Here is a 19,205-nt window from a genome sequence, read left to right on the forward strand (position 1 = left end):
GCGCTCGCCGTCCACGCCACCGCGCGTTCACGGCGAGCGCACCTCGCGCAGGGCCGCCCTGAAGCCCCGCCCAGGGGTGCGGGAGTGAGTGTTTGACAGACCGACCGACGCGGTTCCCGTACGCGTCGGTCAGCCTCCGCACCCCAAGAACCGGTTACCCGTTGGGAACGGGTTCGGGTTCGATCATGGCGTCGATGCGGATGCCGCGGGCCGTGTTGGCCTCCCGCTCGATCATCACCTCGACCAGGACCGGGCGGCTGGTGGCGACAGCCTCCTTGCGGGCCCACTCGATGGTTTCGGCGAGGTCCCCGGGCTCGAACACCCGGCGGCCCGAGCAGCCGTAGGCCTCCATAATCTTGACGTTGTCCGTGCCGTACTCGTCGTAGTGGATGTCCACCTCGGTCTTCATCCCGAACGCGTCGCCCTCGGCCTGGCGGATCAGGCCCAGGTACTCGTTGTTCAGCATGATGATCACGAACGGCAGGTCGTACTGGGCGGCCACCGCCAGCTCCTCGACCAGGAACTGGAAGGAGTAGTCGCCGACGACCGCGACGACCTCCGCGTCCGGCTCGGCCGACTTCACGCCGATCGCGGCCGGGATCTCCCAGCCGAGCGGGCCGGCCTGGCCGCACACCTGGTAGTGCCGCGGGCGGTGCGCGGTCTGGAACTGCCCGCCCCAGATCTGGTAGAGCCCGATCGCGGTGACGAAGTACGCCTCCGGCGGGAAGATCTCGTTGATCTCCCGGTACACCCGCGGCGCCTTGATCGGCACGGCGTCGTAGTCGTCGGGCCTGGTCAGCGTCTGCTTGAGCACGCCGACGCGCTCGACCCACGCCGAGTAGTCCTTGGTCGCCCCGCGCTTGCGGGCGGCTTCCAGCAGGGCGTCCAGGAACAGCCGGGTGTCGGAGACGATGCCCAGGTCGGGGCCGAAGACCTTGCCGATCTGGGTCGGCTCGATGTCGACGTGGATGAACTTGCGCTCACCGCGGTAGACGTCCAGCGCGCCGGTGTGCCGGTCGCCGAAGCGGGCGCCGAGCGCCAGCACCAGGTCGGACTCCAGGAACGACTGGTTGCCGTAGCGCTGGCTGGTCTGGATGCCGGTCATGCCGGCGAACAGCTCGTGGTCCTCGGGGAAGGAACCCTTGCCCATCAACGTGATCTGCACCGGGATGCCCAGCAGTTCCGCCAGCTCCCGCACCTGCTCGTATGCCTCGCCGAGGATCACGCCGCCACCGGCCAGGATCAGCGGCCGATCAGCCTCCAGCAGCATGTCCAGCGCGCGCTCCACCCGCGGCTGGTGCGGCTCGACGCGCGGGATCGGCAGCGGGGCGTCCAGCTCGGGATCCCACTCGATCTCCTGCTTCTGCACGTCCAGCGGCAGGTCGATCAGCACGGGGCCGGGGCGGCCGGAACGCGCGATGCGGAACGCCTCGCGGAAGATCCACGGTGCCTGCGCGGCCTCCTTGACCTGCACCGCCCACTTCGTGACCGGCTTAGCGATGTCGACGATGTCGACCGCCTGGAACGCCTCCTGGTGCAGCTTGGTGGACACCGCTTGGCCGGTGATGCACAGGATCGGGATGGAGTCGGCCTGCGCGGTGTAGAGGCCGGTGATCATGTTCGTGCCCGCCGGACCCGAGGTGCCGATGGCCACTCCGACGTTGCCGTTGGTGCGGGCCCAACCGTCGGCCATGTGGGTCGCGCCCTCTTCGTGGCGCACGATCAGGTGCTTGATGCCGCTGTCCTCCATCGCCGCGTACAGCGGGAGGATGGCCGCACCGGGGCAACCGAAGGTGATGTCGACGCCCTCGGACTTGAGCACGTCGACGACGGCCTGCATGACAGGAACTTTGGGCATGGTGTAAGACTTCCTCTCGGGTGCGGCGCCTTCGGGCGTGCACCTAGTTGGGAACGGGTCGGCGGTTCTGGTTGCTTGGCGGCGCTGGACCGCTGACCCGTGACCGTCGTGCTGCTTCGAGATCGCCCGGTCGGGCGAGTGCCTTGGCGCGATCTTCCGCAATTTCAATGGAAATCAGAGGTCGGCCGCAGGAGACGAGGAACTCCCCGCGCGACACCGCAGTCTCAGTCGCGACCGTTGAGCTGCGTGATCTGCTTGAGCAGCCCGGAGTGGTCGAGCTTCCCGTCGCCCTGCGCGACCGCGGCGGCGACGAGCTGGCTGACCAGCGAACCGAGCGGAATCGACAAGCCCGCGTCGCGCGCAGCGGCCTGCACGATGCCCATGTCCTTGTGGTGCAGTTCGAGCCGGAAACCCGGCGCGAACTCGCGGTTGCGCATCTTCGCGCCCTTGGCGTCGAGCACGGTGCTGCCGGCGAGTCCGCCGCCAAGCACCTTCAGGCCCGCCTCGGTGTCGACGCCATGCGCCTCCAGAAACACCAGGGCCTCGGCTACCAGCCCGATGTTGCCCGCGACGATCAGCTGGTTGGCCGCCTTGACGGTCTGCCCGGCCCCAGCGGGTCCAACATGGACGATCGTGGTGCCAACGGTGCCCAGCACCGCTTCGGCTGCCGCGAAGGCGCCGGCCTCGCCACCGACCATGATCGACAGCGTGCCGTCGATCGCCTTCGGCTCACCGCCGCTGACCGGCGCGTCGATCGCCCGCACGCCCTTCTCAGCGGCAGCCTCGGCAACGCGGCGCGAGACGTCGGGGCGGATCGTGCTGCAGTCGATGAGCAGCGCGCCCTGCTTGGCGTTGGCCAGCACCCCGTCGTCGCCCAGCACGACGTTCTCGACGTCCGGCGAGTCCGGCAGCATGGTGAAGATGATCTCGGCGTCGCGGACGGCCTCGGCCACGCTGCCCGCCGCCTTGCCGCCGTCGGCGACCAGCTGGTCGACCTTGGCCTGGCTGCGGTTGTAGCCGGTGACGTCGTGGCCGGCCTTGACCAGGTTGGCCGCCATCGGGCCGCCCATGATGCCCAGCCCGATGAATCCGACCTTGCTCATGGTTGTGGTACCTCCGTGGTTGGAGCCGTTCGTGAGTGCCCCTCCCATCACCCGACCGCCGCCCCCCAAGGAGGCGCTGCGCGCCGCAGTTTTGATGGGTGAGAACCGGAAAAGTCACTCACGGGTGGTCAGCGCTTGATCCAGCCGAAGCTGTCGGCGCTCGCCCCGCTCGGCTTGTACTCCAGTCCGATGTGGCCGGTGTAGCCCGCCGCATCGAGCTTTTCGAAGTAGTGCTCGAAGTCGATCTCGCCGGTGCCCGGCTCGTTGCGGCCCGGCGCGTCGGCGATCTGCACGTGCCCGATGGTCCGGGCGTGCTGGTCGATCACCGCGTCCGGGTCGTCGCCGTTGACCTTCAGGTGGTACAGGTCGAACAGCAACCGCAGGTTGTCCACGCCGCCCTCGTTGTGCCCGCGGTCGATTACCGCGAGCGCGTCGGCGGCGGTCTTCAGCGGGTATGCGGGCGTACCGCTGACCGGCTCGATGAGCACCGTGCCGCCGATCCGGGCAGTGCCCTTCGCGGCGCGGACCAGGCTCTCGGCGGCCACGTCGTCCTGCGCCTGCGCGTCGACACCGTCGATCCGGTTGCCGTACAGCGCGTTGAACGCACGGCAGCCCAGCCGCTCGCCGATGCCCACGGCGACGTCGACGTTGTCGGCGAACTCGCCGGCCCGGTGCGGGTTCGACAGCACGCCGCGCTCCCCCGCGGGCATGTCACCGGCGAAGAAGTTCAGGCCCACCAGCGACACCCCGGCGTCGGAGATCGCCTGCACGAACCGGTCCACCTCGCGGTCGGCGGGCACCGCGACCGCGAACGGCCACCAGAACTCCACCTTGTCGAATCCGGCGGCCTTCGCCGCGCCGGGACGGTCCAGCACGTCCAGTTCGGTGAACAGGATCGAGAGGTTGACGTCGTAGCGGTTCGGATTCATCGGCACCCCCCTCGGGATAAATTTCGTTATGCGGAAATCTTATTTCGTACAACGATAGATTAGCGACAAGGCAGCCGCCGGTCAACGCCCCACCCCCGGTTACCCACCGGTCAACGGTGGCGGGCCCGACCAGCACAGAAGCACCCTCGCGCCCGATCCCCGGCGGCGAGCCCACCTCGGCCGATACGGTTCAATCGGGAGGTCACGCCAATGATCTTGCGAGCTGAGTTCACCACCGAGCCCTTCGAGGGAGAAGGCGAGCCGCCAGCGCACGCCGTGGCCGCCCGCGACTGCCTCCGCGCCGCCGGACTGGAGCCCGAATTCGGCCCGCTGGGCACCTCGATCAGCGGCGAGCGCGAGGCGCTGCTCCCCGCACTGGCCGCCGTGCTGGAGACCGTGCTGGACACCGGAGCGAACCGGATCACTCTGCAGGTTACCGTCGGCGATGCCGACGAAGACCAGGTTTAGGCTGGTCAACGTGCATCCGCTCGCCAACGCGATCGCCCCGCTGCTGGAGCACGTCGGCGGTACCGCCGTGCCTGCCGACGAGCGCGAGCCCGGCGACATCGTCCTGTACTGGGAAGGCGCCCCGGCGGTGGCCGTCCGACTGCCCGGCGAAGAGCTGACCAGTGCCCTCGACCGGATCATCCGGGCCGTTGAGGGCGAACTCGGCGGACGCCTGCCGGACCTGCCGCGCGCGGAGAAGCAGCGCGCCGTCCGGCTACTCGAAGAACGCGGCGCGTTCTCCATGCGCAAGTCCGTCGAGACGGTGGCCAAGGCGCTCGGTGTCAGCCGCTTCACGGTCTACAACTACCTCAACCGCGAGCAGGCCGACCGGAGCTGACCCCGGCGGGCGGGTTCGACCCCGCCCGGCCCGGCCCGGCGGTCGGCCTCGCCGGGCCGGGCGGTCGGCCTCGCCGGGAACCGGCATCCGCAGCCCTGGCCTTGCCGCCGGTTTCGCCGGAAACTGACCGGACGAACAGGACAACGCCAGCGATCGAATTCGGGCCGGACCAACCCAGCGGCGAGTGCGTCCAGCACCCGGCACGCGGCGGGCCGCCACCCGGCGAGCTGCCGGAGTTGCGCCAACCGCACACGGCTTCACCAGGATTTTTCAACAAAATGTTGACACGTGGCGGAGTGCGGTCGTAGCTTTTGCCGCATTGGAGCTCGTGACCGGCAACCGCAGCACAGCCCAGGCATGCTCGGACTCTCGTCCGCCGCCTCCGCCAATCCCGAAAGCCTCTTCGGGACGCAACATCCTGTGAGAGTTTGCGATGTCAACAACCACCGAAACGGACCGCCTTAACGGCCTCCCCCGAGCGGAACTCGTCCAGCAGCTGCTCGCCTGCCTGAACATCCCCCGCTGGGCCGCCGACATCGCCGACCGGCGCCCGTTCGCCGACGTCACCGCCGTCTACCAGGCCGCCGACGCCGCCGCACCGAAGCTGACCCCCGAGGAGATCAACAGCGCGCTCGCGGCACACCCCCGAATCGGCGAGCGCGCCACCGGTGAGGACACCTCGGCCAAGTTCTCGCGCAACGAGCAGTCCAGAGTCGACGGCGGCGACGCCGAGCTGGCCTGCGCGCTGCACGAGGGCAACGAGGCCTACGAACAGCGGTTCGGGCACGTGTACCTGGTCTGCGCCAGCGGCCGAAGCGGTGCGGAGCTGGTGGAGATCCTGCACTCCCGACTGGACAACGAGCCGGAAGCAGAGCTGCGGATCGTCGCCGACGAACTCCGCAAGATCGCACGTCTGAGATTGGCGAAGGTGATCGAAGGATGAGTGCCGTCACCACCCACTTGCTGGACGCCGTGCGGGGCGTCCCCGCCACTGGCGTCGCGATCCGGCTGGAGGCCGCCAAGGGCTCCGATTGGAGCGCGCTGGCAGAAGGCCGCACCGACGACGACGGCCGGATCAAGGACCTGGGCCCGGACCGGCTGGCCGCCGGGGACTACCGGCTCACCTTCGACACCGGCGAGTACTTCGAGCGCCAAGGCGTCGCGACCTTCTACCCGCAAGTGCAGATCACCTTCCGGATCGCCGACCCCGCTCAGCACTACCACGTTCCGCTGCTGCTGAGCCCGTTCGCCTTTTCCACTTACCGAGGGAGCTGATCACCGCATGGGCATCGTCATTGGCCCCAACCAGTACGGCAAGGCCGAGGTCCGCATCGTTTCGGTGAACCGGGACAACGCACGCCACACCATCAAGGACCTCAACGTCAGCTCCTCGCTGCGCGGCGACCTCGATGCCGCCCACCTCACCGGCGACAACGGCAACGTGCTGCCGACCGACACGCAGAAGAACACGGTCTACGCCTTCGCCAAGGAAGCGCCGATCGGCGAGATCGAGGACTTCGCGCTGCGGCTGGGCCGGCACTTCGTCGGCACCGCGGACGGCATCACCGGCGCGCGCATCCTCATCGACGAGTACAGCTGGGAGCGGATCCTGGTCGGCGGCGCCAGCCACGACCACTCCTTCGCCCGCGCAGGCGACGAAAAGCGCACCACCGCGGTCACCATCGACGGCGGCCGGGCGCACATCGTGTCCGGGCTGAAGGACCTGGTAGTGCTGAAGTCCACCGGTTCGGAGTTCTGGGGCTACCCCAAGGACAAGTACACGACGCTGGCGCCGAGACCAACGACCGGATCCTGGCCACCGCGGTCACCGCCCGCTGGCGCTACCTGCACACCGACGTGGACTGGGGCAAGAGCTTCGAGTCGATCCGCTCGACGATGCTGGAGGCCTTCGCCACCACGCACAGCCTGGCGCTGCAGCAAAGCCTGTACGAGATGGGCAAGTCCGTGCTGGAGAAGCACCCCGAGGTGGGCGAAGTGCGGCTGTCGCTGCCGAACAAGCACCACTTCCTGGTCGACCTCGAGTACTGCGGGCTGGAGAACGACAACGAGGTGTTCTTCGCCGCAGACCGGCCGTACGGCCTGATCGAGGGCGTCGTCACCCGCGACGACGTCGAGGAAGCACCGCAGGCCTGGTACAGCCTGCCGCAGTTCTGATCTTTCACAGCAGTTTCCCACCGCCGGACCTCCCCGCACCGTGTCGAGAACACCTCGACCTCGTCATCGTGGTCGCGCGCCGGGTCCGGAGGTGGTCGACGCCGGTGATGCCCTGGCCCGGTCCATCTCGACTTGGATTGCAGGTCGGCGAAGACCTCCGGTCGGAATCGGCGGCGAGATCGCGCGATCGCCGCTTCTTCCTTTCCCAGTGACGTGACGAAATGCGCTACCGCACAACCGGAATCGCGACGGCCGTCTACGCCCGCGAGCAGGTTACGGTCGTGGTCGCCTCGGTGGGCAACGAAACCGCGCCGCTGTGCGCCACTCCGGCCTGGGAGTCGGGTGCGTTGTGCGTCGCCGCGACGGACGGCGACGAGCTCCCACTCCACGTACTCCAACCTCGCCCTGAAGCTGAACACCAAGGCCGTGTCGGCAGCAGGTTGACTACGACGCCTTCGCCGGAACTTCGATGGCCGCCCCGCAGGTCGCAGGGGGCGTTGCTCGGCGTGCAGGGCCGCGACGCCGACGGCATCGAGATGGCGCTGATGCGCACTGCGCGCACGCCGCTGGTGGGGTGCGCGGGTTTTTAACCCGGTCTGCGGCTTCGGGATCGTCGGCTCCGCAGCAGCCGTCCAGCAACCGCTGTGCAGCCAGTCCGTCAGCGGTAGTGGTCGGACCAACGACCACTACCGCTGACGCTCCGCTGCTGGACCGAATTCGCGAATGGCGCAAAATTCCTCGACCGCGCGCCCGAATCCAGGAACAATGATCAATGCACGCGCCGCCGCGCGGGCACCGACCGATCCGGGAGTTCGGGCCGATGGACCTTTCGAAGCTTTTCAAGATGGTGTCCCCTGCGAAGCACCATTCGCACGGGCACTCCAGCAGCGGTGGGCACCGCCATCGGCCTTCCGTCGCAACGACAGCAGCAGCGGGCACGGCCACCGCCGGCACCGCTCGCGCAGCAGCAGCCACGGCCACTACCGCCGTCGCAGCCACAGCTGACGCCGCACAATCGGCTTCCTTCGGTGCTGATCGATTCGTTGAGCTCCTACTACTACGGCGAACCGGACCAGGGCTGGGGACCGTCGGAAGCGCCGCTCGCGCCGGGCGAAGCACTCGCGCCCGGTTACCGGGTCGTGGGCCACTTGCGCCGCGGCAGCCGGCTCGACGTCTACGACGTTTGGAGCGAGGAGCGTTCCTGCCGCTGCATCGCCAAGACCGTCCGGCCGGAGCGCGCCGCCGACGAGTGCGCCGTGGGTTGGTTGCGCAACGAAGGCGTGCTGCTGACCCAGTTCGCGCATCCGCACCTGGTTCGCGGCTACGAGATCGTGCAAGCGGAGCGGCCGCTGCGCCCGGTGGTGATCACCGAGACGCTCCCCGGCCACACGCTGGGTTTCCTGATCGAGGAATTCGGTCGGCTGCGGCCGATCGACACTGCGGTGCTGGGCATCCAGCTGTGCTCGGTGCTCGGTTACCTGCACCGCCGCGGCTGGGTGCACCTCGACGTGAAACCGTCCAATGTGGTCGAGGTCGGCGGGCGGGCGGTGCTGCTCGACCTGAGCCTGGCCTGCCGGATCGGCGAGCGCAGCTCGGCCGGGACGTTCGACTACCTCTCCCCGGAACAGGCCGGTGGCGGCGAGATGACCCCGGCGGCCGACACCTGGGGCTTGGGCACCACGCTTTACGAGGCCCTTTCCGGCACCACGCCGTGGGCGGAGGTGTCGCACCGGCAGCGCAGCAGCAACGGCACCCGCTACTACCCGCAGCGGGACACCACCGCCGCGCCGCTGCGCACCCACCGCCGCCTGCCCGCTGCGCTGTCCCGAACGGTCGACGCGTGCCTCATCGCGGACCCGAAGTCCCGCCCGACGGTCGCCGAGGTCGCGGACCAGCTGATCGCCTGGTCCGGCATGAACCCGGAGACCATCGACGCCTGACCTAGCGGATCTCCTTGCGCGGCAAGGCGAAATCGGCCCCGGCACCATCCCCGCCGCCGCGAGGAGGAGCGCGAGACGTCCGCCGTCCGCCAGCACGGTCGGCTGAGCGCTGTGCGCGCTTCGATGACCCTCTACACCGCGTCCCGGCAGTGGCTTCGAGGTGACGACGCGGACCGCATGAGGTCGATCGAACGGAGCTTTCGAGCAGCTAGGACCGGCTTCGCAGGAGTCCCGCAGGACAGACCTCGGCGGGATCAGCGCTTGCGGCGGAAGGCGATCGCGATGGCGACCAGGGCGGTGGCGAGCGCCAGCTGGCCACCCCAAACGATCTTGTTCACGTTGACGGCCGGGTGCCAGGCGACCTTACCGCCGGCGGAGATCGAAAACGCGCCGACCGGGCTCGCTTCCATGCCGATGCCGAAGCCGCCGTCGTCGCGGTGCCGATGGCGCCCGCCGCCGGATCGAACCCTGGCCACCGGCAGTAAAGTGGTGTCGCCCTGCTGCACGGGTTCCCCGAATACCTGGCGCTTGCCCAGCCGCTCGGCCAGCGTTTCCAGGATTTCGCCTCGGGCGGCCTGCTCTTCCATGATCTTCTCCTCACGATGCCGTGGTACTGACCCGACGCTACGCGTGGGCAAGCGGACGGATCAGAAGCGGATGACCTGGCGCATGGCGCGGCCTTGTCCCGCGAGGGCAGGCCGGAACCCAGGAGCGAGCCGACGATCGTGCGCGTTTCGCTCACCAGTGCAAGCGGCAGCACCGCACCCCTGATCTTCATCACCAGCCGTGAGGACCGCAGTTTCAATTGAAACTACGGAGAGGAGGTGACCGGCGAACGGCGTCCTCCACCCAGCACCTGATCGGGATCAGAGGCGCCCGAGCTTGCGGATCTCCGGTTCCGCCAGGCCCGTCATCTCCTTGACCTCGTCCGCGTCGGTGGCGCCGTTGTCCAGCGCCCGCACGAAGGACGCCGCCAGCGCTCGCGCCGTCGCCGGCTCGTCCAGCACTGCGCTGCCGCTGGCCGACACGTACGCCGACAGGCGCGCCGCCTCGGCGGGAGCCGAGTCTCGGAAAGCCGCGAAAACCGCCGCGTAGCGGGTCACCAACTGTGCCGGGTGCAGGTCCCAGCCCTGGTAGAAGCCGTGCTCCAGCGACCGGCGGGTGAGCCCGTAGTGGGTGTGCCAGCCGTGGTGCACCTGGTCGCCGACCGGCAGCACGTTGGTCGAGCCGTCGGACAGGAACACCCCGGTGCCTGCCGCCGACACCTGCATCGCGTGCCGCGCGAAGTCGCAGGCGCGGTGCGCGAGATGCTGGTGCGCGGCAGTCAGCCCGCAGCTCGCGGTGTAGTCGTAGGTGCCGAAGTGCAGCCCGGTGACCCGGCCGCCGCCCGCGCGCAGGAACAGCGGCAGCGCCAAGCGACCGTGGGAGTCCACGATGGACTGGGTGGTCTCCACCTGGATTTCGAAGCGCAGCGACTTCTCCGGCATGCCCAGCTGCTGCTCGAAGAGCTCCAGCAGCTCGACGAACACCTCCACCTGCGCGGCGTCGACGACTTTCGGAAAGGTGAGCACGAACCCGGCCGGCAGGCTGCCCCACTGCTGCAGCAGCGCGGTGAGGAAGACGTCCAACGTGCGCACCGAGCGGGCGCGCAGCTCGGGCGTGTCGAAGGACTTCACCCGCAGACCGAAGTTCGCCGGCTCGATGCCGTCTCGCAGCCACGCGGCGACCACCCCGGCGGTGCGCTCGGCGTCGGCGTCCTCGACGTCGTCGCCGGGCCGCCCGTAGCCGTCCTCGAAGTCGATGCGCAGGTCTTCCACCGGGGAGTTCTGCAGCTTCGCCCGCACCCGCGGATGCACGGCCCGGGCGATCTGGTCGTCCAGGCCGAGGATCTCGACGAAGTCCTCGAAACGGGGCGCGTCCCGGTCGAACGCGGCCAGCGCCTCGCGGCCCCACTGCCGTACCGTCTCGGCGTCGACCTTGTTCGCCGGCACGTAGCAGGTGTGCACCGGCTGCCGGGCCGCGCTCGCCCCCGGGTAGGTGCGGGCGATGTGCTCGTCCACGGCGGACAGCCGGGCGAGCCGCTTCGCGATCTCCGCGGATTCCAGCGAGGTTCTGGCCACTTGCGCTCCCTTCGGTCCGACAGCCGGGAGGCGTCCCCAGCTGCCCAGCTCGGCTCCGGCGATGGGCCGCACGTCCACGGCGGTGCGATTTCAGTGGAAATTGCGGGTCTGATTTCCATTGAAATCGCGGAGGACGCACGGCCCCGGGCTCACCGCAGCCTCATCACTCAGTCGATCTGCTCGTAGGCGGGCAGCGTCAGGAAGTCGACGAACTCGTCGGCCACCGCCACCTGCTCGAACAGCTCGATCGCCCGGCCGAGGTCGTCGACCGGGAAGCCGTCTTCGGCCCGCAGCTGCTTCTCGGTCTCGGCCAGGACCTCGCGGACCAGGTCCGCGGTGACCGGCTCGCCACCGGCCAGCACCACGCTGTTGTGCAGCCACTGCCAGATCTGCGAACGCGAGATCTCGGCGGTCGCGGCGTCCTCCATGAGGTTGTGGATCGCCGCCGCGCCGTTGCCGCCCAGCCACGACACGATGTAGCGGACGCCGACGTCGACCGCGGCGCGCAGGCCCTCGATGGTCTTCTCACCGGGGGTGTCGGCCACCGACAGCAGCTGGTCGGCTGTCACCGAGACCTCGTCGCGGGTGCGGTCGATCTGGTTGGGCTTGTCGCCCAGCACCGCGTTGAACTCCTCGAAGCAGATCGGCACCAGGCCGGGGTGGGCGACCCAGGAGCCGTCGAAGCCGTCGCCGGCCTCACGCTTCTTGTCGTCGTGCACCTTGGCCATCGCGGCCTCGTTGGTGGCCGGGTCCTTGGTCGGGATGAACGCGGCCATGCCGCCGATCGCGAACGCACCGCGCTTGTGGCAGGTGCGCACCAGCAGCTCGGTGTAGGCGCGCATGAACGGCGCGGTCATGGTGACCGAGTTGCGCTCCGGCAGGACGTACTTGTCGGAGTCGCGGAAGGTCTTGATCACGCTGAACAGGTAGTCCCAGCGCCCGGCGTTGAGGCCGGCGGAGTGGTCGCGCAGCTCGTAGAGGATCTCCTCCATTTCGAACGCGGCCGGGTAGGTCTCGATCAGCACCGTGGCGCGCACCGTGCCGTGCGGGATGCCGAGCTCCTGCTGGGCGTGGGTGAACACGTCGTTCCACAGCCGCGCCTCGAGGTGGCTCTCCATCTTGGGCAGGTAGAAGTACGGCCCGCTGTCGCGGCTGATCAGTTCCTTGGCGTTGTGGAAGAAATGCAGGCCGAAGTCGACGAATGCGGCGACCACGGGCTTGCCGTCGACCAGGACGTGCTTTTCGTCGAAGTGCCAGCCGCGGGGGCGCACCAGCGGCACAGCGTGCTTGACGTCGTCGCGCAGCTTGTAGTGCTTGCCCTCGGGCGTGGTCAGCTCGATCTGCTTGCGCACCAGGTCGTAGAGGTTGACCTGGCCGGAGACGACGTTGCGCCAGTGCGGGGTGTTGGCGTCTTCGAGGTCGGCGAGCCAGATGCGGGCGCCGGAGTTCAGCGCGTTGATCGCCATCTTGCGGTCGGTCGGACCGGTGATCTCGACGCGTCGGTCGGCGATGTCGGCGGGCGGCGCGGCCACCTGCCAGTCGCCTTCGCGGATGTGCCGGGTCTCTTCCAGAAAGTCGAGCCGCCCCTTCGCACTGGCCTCGGCGCGGCGCTCCTTGCGGCGGGCGAGCAACTCGTCGCGGCGGGCGCCGAAGGCGCGCTGCAGGCCGGCGACGAACGCGAGCGCTTCCGCGGTGAGGATCTCGTCCCCGCGCTCGACGGCACCGCCGAGCACCTGCACTCCTGCTGGCGTTTCGGACATGAGAAGTCCACCTCTTTCTGCTGCCGGGTTCCAGACGGTGGCTTGATGGCTCACCTTGCCGCGTGACGGACTGTCGCGCACCCGACGGGTGCGCGGCGGCCGTTCCGCTAGCGGTACGCCCGTTATGTTTTCTGCATCGTGGATGTTAGTTTCCATATAGCGTTCGAAGCAACATGAGCTGGCGCACCCACCACCGACTAGACTGCTGCCCAGCCAGCCACAGTGGAAAGGGAGTTCTGCGATGACCACTGGCCCGCAGCGGGCAACTCAGGGCGGAGGGGTGCAGTCGGTCGAACGCACCTTCGAACTCCTGGAACTGATGGCTGACGCCGGCGGCGAAGTCGCCCTGTCCGAGCTCGCCGAGAAGTCAGGCTTGCCGCTACCGACGATCCACCGCATCATCCGCACCCTGGTGAGCAACGGCTACGCCCGGCAGCAGCCCTCCCGCCGTTACGCGCTCGGACCCCGGCTGATCCGGCTCGGCGAGACCGCCAGCCGCGCGCTCGGCTCCTGGGCCCGCCCTTACCTGGCCGAGCTCACCGAGGCCACCGGCGAGACCTCCAACATGGCGGTGCTCGACGGCGAGCAGGTCGTCTACGTCGCGCAGGTCCCCTCGCAGCACTCCATGCGGATGTTCACCGAGGTCGGCCGCCGAGTCGACGCGCACGCCACGGCCGTCGGCAAGGCCGTCATGGCCACCATGCCGCCGGAGACGGTGACGCAGCTGCTCTCCCGCACGACGATGCAGCCGCAGACCGAGCGCACCATCACGACGGTCGAGGCGATGCAGGAGGAGCTCGGCCGCATCCGCCAGCAGGGCTACGCGCTGGACGACGGCGAGCAGGAGGTCGGCGTGCGCTGCTATGCGGTCGCCGTGCCGGGCGCGCCGGCAGGCGCGGCCATCTCCATCAGCGGGCCGGAGGGCCGGATGACCCGAATCTCGACCGACGAGGTCATCCCCCTGATGAAGCGCCTGGCCAACGACCTGTCGGCCGAACTCAGCGTCAGCAACACGGCCTGACCCCCGACGCCACCACCCGACCCACACCGGCGCGAACGGTCCGTTCGCCCAGCCAGCAGCGCAAGCCCGCGCGCCCGGATGGAGCGAACGGACCGTTCACTTCACCTATTGACGCGAACAGGCCGTTCGCCCCGAACCAGCTAGCGAAAACCACCTCTACAGCGGCGAAAAGTACTCACCGGGCTTGGTGGAGCTGCTTGCGGCGGCGGAGCCACCACACCGCCAGGACGATCAGCGCCGCGATGCCGAGCAGCGGCAGCCCCAGCAATCCCGCTGCCGCTTCCACCTTCTCGTACGCCGCACCCGACCAGACACCGAGCAGCACCAACGTGGTCGCCCACGCTGCTGCGACCGGCACATTGCAGACCGTGAACCGCAGGTGGGTCATGCTGGTTCGGCCCGCGAGCCGAGGCACCAGCGTCCGCACCACGGCGAAGCACTGCGACGCCGCCACCGTCGATTTCACGCGTCCGTCCAACGCGGACTCCGCCCGCGCGAACCGCTGCTCGCCGAACCGCTTGACCAGCTGCCGCCGCAGCAAACCGTCCCGGCGACCGCGGAAGTAGCCGTGCTGGCAACCGGAAGCCGTCGCGCCGAATGCGCTGATCGCGGCCACCCACACCTCCACGACACCGTGCCCGGCCAACCACCCCAGCGCCAGCACGGTGGCCGAGCCCGGTAGGAAAACCCCGATCAGCAGGCCGGATTCGGCGAACAGCAGCGCCACGGCCACGGCGAGCGCGAGCGGGCCGGGTATCCCGGCCAATAAGTCCGTCACCGGGCAAGGTGTTCGGCGAGACGCGGAGACCAGGTCTCGCCGTGCGGCTCCAGGCTGATCTCGCGGACGTCGTCGTCCCGGCGGCGGATCCGCAGCAGCAGGTAGGAATCCGCGAGCCGCTCGGCGAGGCCCTCGCCCCACTCGACGACCACCGCGGCATCCGTCAGGTCCGTGTCCAGGTCCAGGTCGTCGATCTCGTCCAACCCGGCCAGCCGGTAGGCGTCGACGTGCACCAGCGCCGGGCCGTCACCCGATTCCGGCCGGTGCACCCTCGCGATCACGAACGTCGGCGAGGTCACCGCGCCGGTGACCCCCATGCCCGCGGCGATCCCCCGCGCGAGCACGGTTTTGCCGGCACCGAGCGGCCCGTCGAGCAGTACCAGATCGCCCGCGCGCAGCGCGGCCCCCAGCCGCCGGCCGAACTCCAGCGTGTCGGACTCCTCCGGCAACTCCACGATCTGCAGTGCAGGGCTCAACTTCCGGTCCCCTCCCCATCCCCCGCGGCCCGGCGGATCAGCTCGATCAACTCCTCGGTCACCAGCTCCGGACGCTCCAGCATCACCGGGTGCCCGGCGCCCTCGACTCGCACCAGCTTCGCGTCCGGGAGTTCTGCGGCGAGCACCTCGGCGTGCGGCGAGAACGGGGTGACCCGGTCGGCATCGCCGCTGAGCACCAGCACCTCGCAGGTCCGCAGCGCGGCCAGCGCCGTCCTGCGGTCGTGCAGGCTGATCGTTTCCAGGAAGTCGGTGACCACCTCGACGGTGGTGGCGCCGATCATCTCGGCCATCAGGTCCACGATCTTCGCCGAGACATCGCGATCCCCGAACGACAGGTTGCGCACCAGGCTCCAGGCCAGCTTGTCGCCGAGCCGGCGGGTGCGTTCCACCAGGCCCGGCTGGAAGTCCGCGAGCAGCGCGAGCCCGCGCGGTACCGGGTTGGCGTGGTGCAGCCACGGCCGGGCGAGCCCGGACGCGCCGACCCCGCCGGCGGCGGTGCCGATCAGCGCAACCGCGCGGACCCGGTCGCGGAACAGCTCGGGGCGCTGCTCGGCCAGCGCCATGATCGACATCCCGCCCATCGAATGCCCCACGAGCACGATCGGGCCCCGGCGCGCCGCAGAGCGCAGCACCGCGTCGAGGTCCCTGCCGAGTTGGTCGATGGTGCTGTTCTTCTTGCCGGAGTGGCCGGATTGGCCGTGGCTGCGCTGGTCGAAGAGCACCAGCCGAACCCGCGGCCCGGTGAGCTCCGGCAGGTCCCGGCGCTGGAAGTGCCAGCAGCGGGAGTCGAGCGCGAAGCCGTGCACGAGCGCCACGGTCAGCTCCGCTTCGCCGCCATCGGCGGGCTCGATCTCCTGCACCGACAGCGGAACCCCGTCATCAGCGGCCACAGTGGACTGCCGGTCCGGGCGGAGTCTGCCGAGCGGCTCGTCGGCGTAGGGATCCTCGACCTTGCGCTGCGCGGCGACCCGCGAGCTGTGCGCGGCAGCGCCGACAGCGGCACCGGTGATCGCGGCACCAAGCACCCCGCTCGTCCAGGCCAACGCCTGCCACACCGGCTTCACAGCGACTCCACTATCGCCGGGCGCCCTGCTCCGCTTTCCAGCATAGGCATGCCGCTCACGGCTTTTCGGCGCTTCGCGGTCGGCTTGCGCGAGCAGCGGACGTCGCTCATGTCGCCTCCGCGTCGACGACGGTGCGCGTGACCCGCGGCCGGTACATGCCGGTGACGATCTCGTAGTGGATCGTGCCGATCTCGTCAGCCCACTCCGCAGCCGTCGGCTCGCCCCGGTCACCCGGCCCGAATAGCAGCACCTCGTCGCCTTCCCGGACCTCGTCGTCACCGCAGTCCACGACCAGCTGGTCCATGCACACCCGGCCGACCACCGGACGCCGCTTCCCGGCCAGCCACACGGACATCCGGCCCGACAGGGTGCGCGGCACGCCGTCGGCGTAACCGACCGGCACCAACGCGAGGTTCGTCGGCCGCTCGGCCGTCCAGCTCTGCCCGTAGGAGACGGCTTCGCCCGCCGCGATGCGCTTGGTCAGCGCCACCGACGACCGGAACGTCATGGCCGGGCGCAGGTCGTGATCGCCGTGCTGCGGAACGGGATCCAGGCCGTAGACGGCGATGCCCGGCCGGACCAGCTCGAAGTGCAGGTCGGGGCGGGTCAGCACGGCCGCCGAGTTCGCCAGGTGCCGGATCGGGTTGAGCCCGGCCTCCCGCGCCTGCTCGTAGGCCCGCTGGAAGCGTTCGGCCTGCCGGTCGATGGAGGGGTGGCCGAGCTCGTCGGCGCACGCCAGGTGCGACCACACCGCCACGACCTCGACGTTCCCGTCGGCCTCGGCCTTCGCCGCGGCTTCCACCAGCGCGGGCCAAAGCCCGGTCGGACAGCCGTTGCGGCACAGCCCGGTGTCGATCTTGAGGTGCACGCGCGCGACCCGGCCCTGCTGCTCGGCTGCGGCGGCGATCCGGCCCAGGCTGGTCTGCGAGGAGGCGGAGAGCTCGATGTCCGCGGCGACCGCCGGGGCGAAGTCGTCGTCCTCGACGTAGAGCCAGCACAGCACCGGGGCGGTGATGCCGGCCGCGCGCAACTGCAGGGCCTCGCCGATCGATGCGACGCCGATCCGGTCCGCGCCCGATTCGAGCGCGGCGGCGGCGACCGTCACCGCGCCGTGACCGTAGCCGTCGGACTTCACGATGGCCATCGTGCGGGCGCCCGAATTGCGGGCGTGCGCCGAGAGCACCTTCACGTTGTGGCGGATCGCGCCGACGTCGATGCGCAGGTCGGCGCGGTACGCGGGCTGGTCACTCATGGCAGGCACATGGTCGCACACCACCCCACCAGTCCTTCCTAGGTATCGGACCGCCCGAACTCGACGCCCCGTCCCTGACCGGCCAGGGCGCACCGTCGCGGGAAGCGGCCCACCACCCGCTGAACGTGAACTTCAGGCGGAATCTCCCCCACGCCGCGCCACCACGGCTGGCCATGCCGGGTGCGCGATCCAGGCTGCGAACCTCGCAGCAGCACGAGGTGTCCGCAGCTAACGGCTCGCGAGTGCGTTGAGCTGCGAAGATACAGCTCAGAGCCTCACGGCAGCGCCGCTTCGCGGACCGCCCGGATCGCCGTCGGGACGGCCGCGAGCAGCGCGGAGGCTCCGATCGGAGCGCCGACCTCGGCCGGGGTCCGGGTGGGTGCGCCGTGGGCGGCGAGGTCGGCCGCACGGGCGTGGACGTTCGCGGCGTATCCACAGGCCAGCCACGGTTCCACGCCGCTGGCGAGGAGCGCGCCGATCAGGCCGGTGAGCACGTCGCCGGACCCCGCAGTGGCGGGCCAGGCGTGCCGCGAGTCGTTGACGAGCACCTTGCCGTCCGGCGCGGCGACGATGGTGGTGTTGCCCTTGAGCAGCACCACCGCGTCGAAGCGCGCGGCGACCTCCCGCGCCGCGGAGACCCGGTCCTCGCCCAGTTCCGCACCGGATAGCCGCGCGAACTCGCCCGCATGCGGCGTCAGCACCAGCGGCGCATCGGGGTCGCGCGCGTCCCACAACGTGTCATCCTCGGCGAACAGCGTGATCGAGTCGGCGTCCGCGCACACCGGGAGTCCGGATTCCAGCACGTGCAGCAACACATCGCGGCCGCTGGCCCCGGTGCCGATCCCCGGTCCCACGGCCCATGCCTGCACCTGCCCGGCGTCGGTGACCGAACCGGTCGCCACGACCTCCGGCCAGCGCATCCGCACCACGTCCGCGGCGGGCCCCGCGTAGCGCACCATGCCCGCGGTCGCCTGCACCGCTGCGCCACTGGCCAGCACCGCAGCACCCGGATAGGTCGCCGACCCGGCGGCGACGCCGACCACGCCCTGGCTGTACTTGTCGTCGGCCGGCCCCGGAACCGGCCAGCCGGCGCCGATCTCCGCGGCTTCCAGCAGGTAGAGCTCGGGCTCGGGCAGCTCGTCGGCCACCCCGATGTCGATCACCTCGACGTCGCCGGAGTGCGCCGCACCGGGCCCCAGCACATGGCAGGGCTTGCGCCCGCCGAAGGTCACCGTGACGTCCGCCAGCACCGCCGGGCCGTCTACCGCGCCGGTGACCGGATCGACGCCGCTGGGCAGGTCGACCGCGACGATCGGCACGTCCACCCGACGCACCAGCTCCGCCGCCGTCGGCCGCAGCGACCCCCGCGCGGACAGGCCGACGATCCCGTCGATCACCACGTCGGCGCGCTCGACCGCGTCCGCGGCCTCGGCCCCGATCCCCGCGGTGTCCGGGCTCGGCCCCTCGGCGGGCACCGCCGCGCCGCCAGCGCGGCGCAGCGCGGCGAGACCCGCGGCGTGCGCCTTCTCCGGGGCAAGCAGCACGGCCGTGACGCCGACCCCGCGGCGCCGGAGGAACGCCCCGGCCCACAGCGCGTCGCCGCCGTTGTTCCCGGCGCCGACGAGCAGGGTGACGTGGCGACCGGCGACGCCACCGGTGAATTCGGCGAGGACCCGCGTTGTGTGGGCGGAGACGGCGTACGCGGCGCGGCGCATCACCGCAGGTTCCGGTGTCCGGGCGAAGAGCCGCTGCTCAGCGGCGCGGATCTGGTCTGGGGTCCACACTCCGTGCATCGCGTCCTCCCTCGTCACCGATCGACGATGCCGCAACAGTCTGCCCCCTCGCCGCGGCGATCCACGCCATC

General features: G+C 70.1%; 18 protein-coding genes and 1 pseudogene. 8 read left to right on the top strand and 11 right to left on the bottom strand.

Annotation, left to right across the window (positions count from 1 at the left end; all coding sequences use genetic code 11):
* Positions 1–154: 154 nt before the first annotated feature.
* From gcl to SSPN_RS0140195, 3 genes are all read right to left on the bottom strand, one after another.
* A complete protein-coding gene (gene gcl / locus SSPN_RS0140185; RefSeq protein ID WP_010316131.1) occupies positions 155–1,858 on the bottom strand; it encodes a glyoxylate carboligase in 1,704 nt (567 codons plus the stop codon).
* Positions 1,859–2,082: 224 nt separating this feature from the next.
* The gene (locus SSPN_RS0140190) at positions 2,083–3,009 is read right to left on the bottom strand and encodes a 2-hydroxy-3-oxopropionate reductase (RefSeq protein WP_083822370.1); all 927 of its coding nucleotides are present in this window, start codon (positions 3,007–3,009) and stop codon (positions 2,083–2,085) included.
* An 80-nt stretch (positions 3,010–3,089) separates the two neighbouring features.
* A complete protein-coding gene (locus SSPN_RS0140195; protein WP_029536216.1) occupies positions 3,090–3,890 on the bottom strand; it encodes a hydroxypyruvate isomerase family protein in 801 nt (266 codons plus the stop codon).
* Positions 3,891–4,100: 210 nt separating this feature from the next.
* On the opposite strand from SSPN_RS0140195, the gene SSPN_RS0140200 reads away from it, so the two are divergent.
* The 7 genes and pseudogenes from SSPN_RS0140200 (at position 4,101) to SSPN_RS0140230 (ending at position 8,849) form a co-directional block, all read left to right on the top strand.
* Positions 4,101–4,358, top strand: a complete 258-nt coding sequence (locus SSPN_RS0140200; protein ID WP_010316138.1) for a thiamine-binding protein — start codon at positions 4,101–4,103, stop codon at positions 4,356–4,358.
* Entirely contained in the window at positions 4,336–4,734 is a 399-nt protein-coding gene (locus SSPN_RS0140205) for a helix-turn-helix domain-containing protein (protein WP_237710970.1), read from the top strand. The genes SSPN_RS0140200 and SSPN_RS0140205 overlap by 23 nt, the downstream gene beginning before the upstream one ends.
* A gap of 433 nt (positions 4,735–5,167) precedes the next feature.
* Positions 5,168–5,677 (top strand): 2-oxo-4-hydroxy-4-carboxy-5-ureidoimidazoline decarboxylase, encoded by a 510-nt coding sequence (uraD, locus tag SSPN_RS0140210; RefSeq protein WP_010316142.1) that lies wholly within the window; start codon positions 5,168–5,170, stop codon positions 5,675–5,677.
* Positions 5,674–6,009 (top strand): hydroxyisourate hydrolase, encoded by a 336-nt coding sequence (gene uraH, locus SSPN_RS0140215; RefSeq protein WP_010316144.1) that lies wholly within the window; start codon positions 5,674–5,676, stop codon positions 6,007–6,009. The genes uraD and uraH overlap by 4 nt, the downstream gene beginning before the upstream one ends.
* Positions 6,010–6,016: 7 nt before the next feature.
* Positions 6,017–6,909, top strand: a pseudogene (gene pucL / locus SSPN_RS48225) (factor-independent urate hydroxylase).
* A 221-nt stretch (positions 6,910–7,130) separates the two neighbouring features.
* Positions 7,131–7,499: a peptidase S8 gene (locus tag SSPN_RS0140225; protein WP_010316146.1), complete on the top strand. Its 369-nt coding sequence runs from the start codon at positions 7,131–7,133 to the stop codon at positions 7,497–7,499.
* A gap of 438 nt (positions 7,500–7,937) precedes the next feature.
* Positions 7,938–8,849 (top strand): serine/threonine-protein kinase, encoded by a 912-nt coding sequence (locus tag SSPN_RS0140230; protein ID WP_029536217.1) that lies wholly within the window; start codon positions 7,938–7,940, stop codon positions 8,847–8,849.
* Between the two features lie 254 nt (positions 8,850–9,103).
* On the opposite strand, the gene SSPN_RS0140235 is transcribed toward SSPN_RS0140230, so the two are convergent.
* From SSPN_RS0140235 to aceB, 3 genes are all read right to left on the bottom strand, one after another.
* Entirely contained in the window at positions 9,104–9,436 is a 333-nt protein-coding gene (locus SSPN_RS0140235) for a hypothetical protein (protein ID WP_010316149.1), read from the bottom strand.
* 279 nt (positions 9,437–9,715) lie between these two features.
* Positions 9,716–10,969: a DUF6986 family protein gene (locus tag SSPN_RS0140240; RefSeq protein WP_029536218.1), complete on the bottom strand. Its 1,254-nt coding sequence runs from the start codon at positions 10,967–10,969 to the stop codon at positions 9,716–9,718.
* A 167-nt stretch (positions 10,970–11,136) separates the two neighbouring features.
* Positions 11,137–12,729, bottom strand: a complete 1,593-nt coding sequence (aceB, locus tag SSPN_RS0140245) for a malate synthase A (protein ID WP_010316153.1) — start codon at positions 12,727–12,729, stop codon at positions 11,137–11,139.
* A gap of 241 nt (positions 12,730–12,970) precedes the next feature.
* Between aceB and SSPN_RS0140250 the strand changes: the two genes are divergently transcribed.
* A complete protein-coding gene (locus SSPN_RS0140250) occupies positions 12,971–13,750 on the top strand; it encodes an IclR family transcriptional regulator (protein ID WP_029536219.1) in 780 nt (259 codons plus the stop codon).
* Between the two features lie 175 nt (positions 13,751–13,925).
* Here SSPN_RS0140250 and SSPN_RS0140255 read toward each other — a convergent pair whose 3' ends face one another.
* The 5 genes from SSPN_RS0140255 to SSPN_RS0140275 all read right to left on the bottom strand — a co-directional run bounded on the left by SSPN_RS0140255 (position 13,926) and on the right by SSPN_RS0140275 (position 19,134).
* The gene (locus SSPN_RS0140255) at positions 13,926–14,528 is read right to left on the bottom strand and encodes a DedA family protein (protein ID WP_010316157.1); all 603 of its coding nucleotides are present in this window, start codon (positions 14,526–14,528) and stop codon (positions 13,926–13,928) included.
* Positions 14,525–15,004, bottom strand: a complete 480-nt coding sequence (gene tsaE / locus SSPN_RS0140260; RefSeq protein WP_010316158.1) for a tRNA (adenosine(37)-N6)-threonylcarbamoyltransferase complex ATPase subunit type 1 TsaE — start codon at positions 15,002–15,004, stop codon at positions 14,525–14,527. Before tsaE ends, SSPN_RS0140255 begins: the two co-directional genes overlap by 4 nt.
* Positions 15,001–16,089 (bottom strand): alpha/beta fold hydrolase, encoded by a 1,089-nt coding sequence (locus SSPN_RS0140265; protein ID WP_010316160.1) that lies wholly within the window; start codon positions 16,087–16,089, stop codon positions 15,001–15,003. The genes tsaE and SSPN_RS0140265 overlap by 4 nt, the downstream gene beginning before the upstream one ends.
* A 106-nt stretch (positions 16,090–16,195) precedes the next feature.
* Positions 16,196–17,341: an alanine racemase gene (gene alr, locus SSPN_RS0140270; protein ID WP_029536221.1), complete on the bottom strand. Its 1,146-nt coding sequence runs from the start codon at positions 17,339–17,341 to the stop codon at positions 16,196–16,198.
* A gap of 275 nt (positions 17,342–17,616) precedes the next feature.
* Complete coding sequence (locus tag SSPN_RS0140275; RefSeq protein ID WP_010316164.1) at positions 17,617–19,134, bottom strand: NAD(P)H-hydrate dehydratase; 1,518 nt, start codon at positions 19,132–19,134, stop codon at positions 17,617–17,619.
* Between the last annotated feature and the right edge of the window lie 71 nt (positions 19,135–19,205).

The sequence above is a fragment of the Saccharopolyspora spinosa NRRL 18395 genome, assembly GCF_000194155.1.
In the GTDB taxonomy this organism is placed as follows: Bacteria; Actinomycetota; Actinomycetes; order Mycobacteriales; family Pseudonocardiaceae; genus Saccharopolyspora; species Saccharopolyspora spinosa.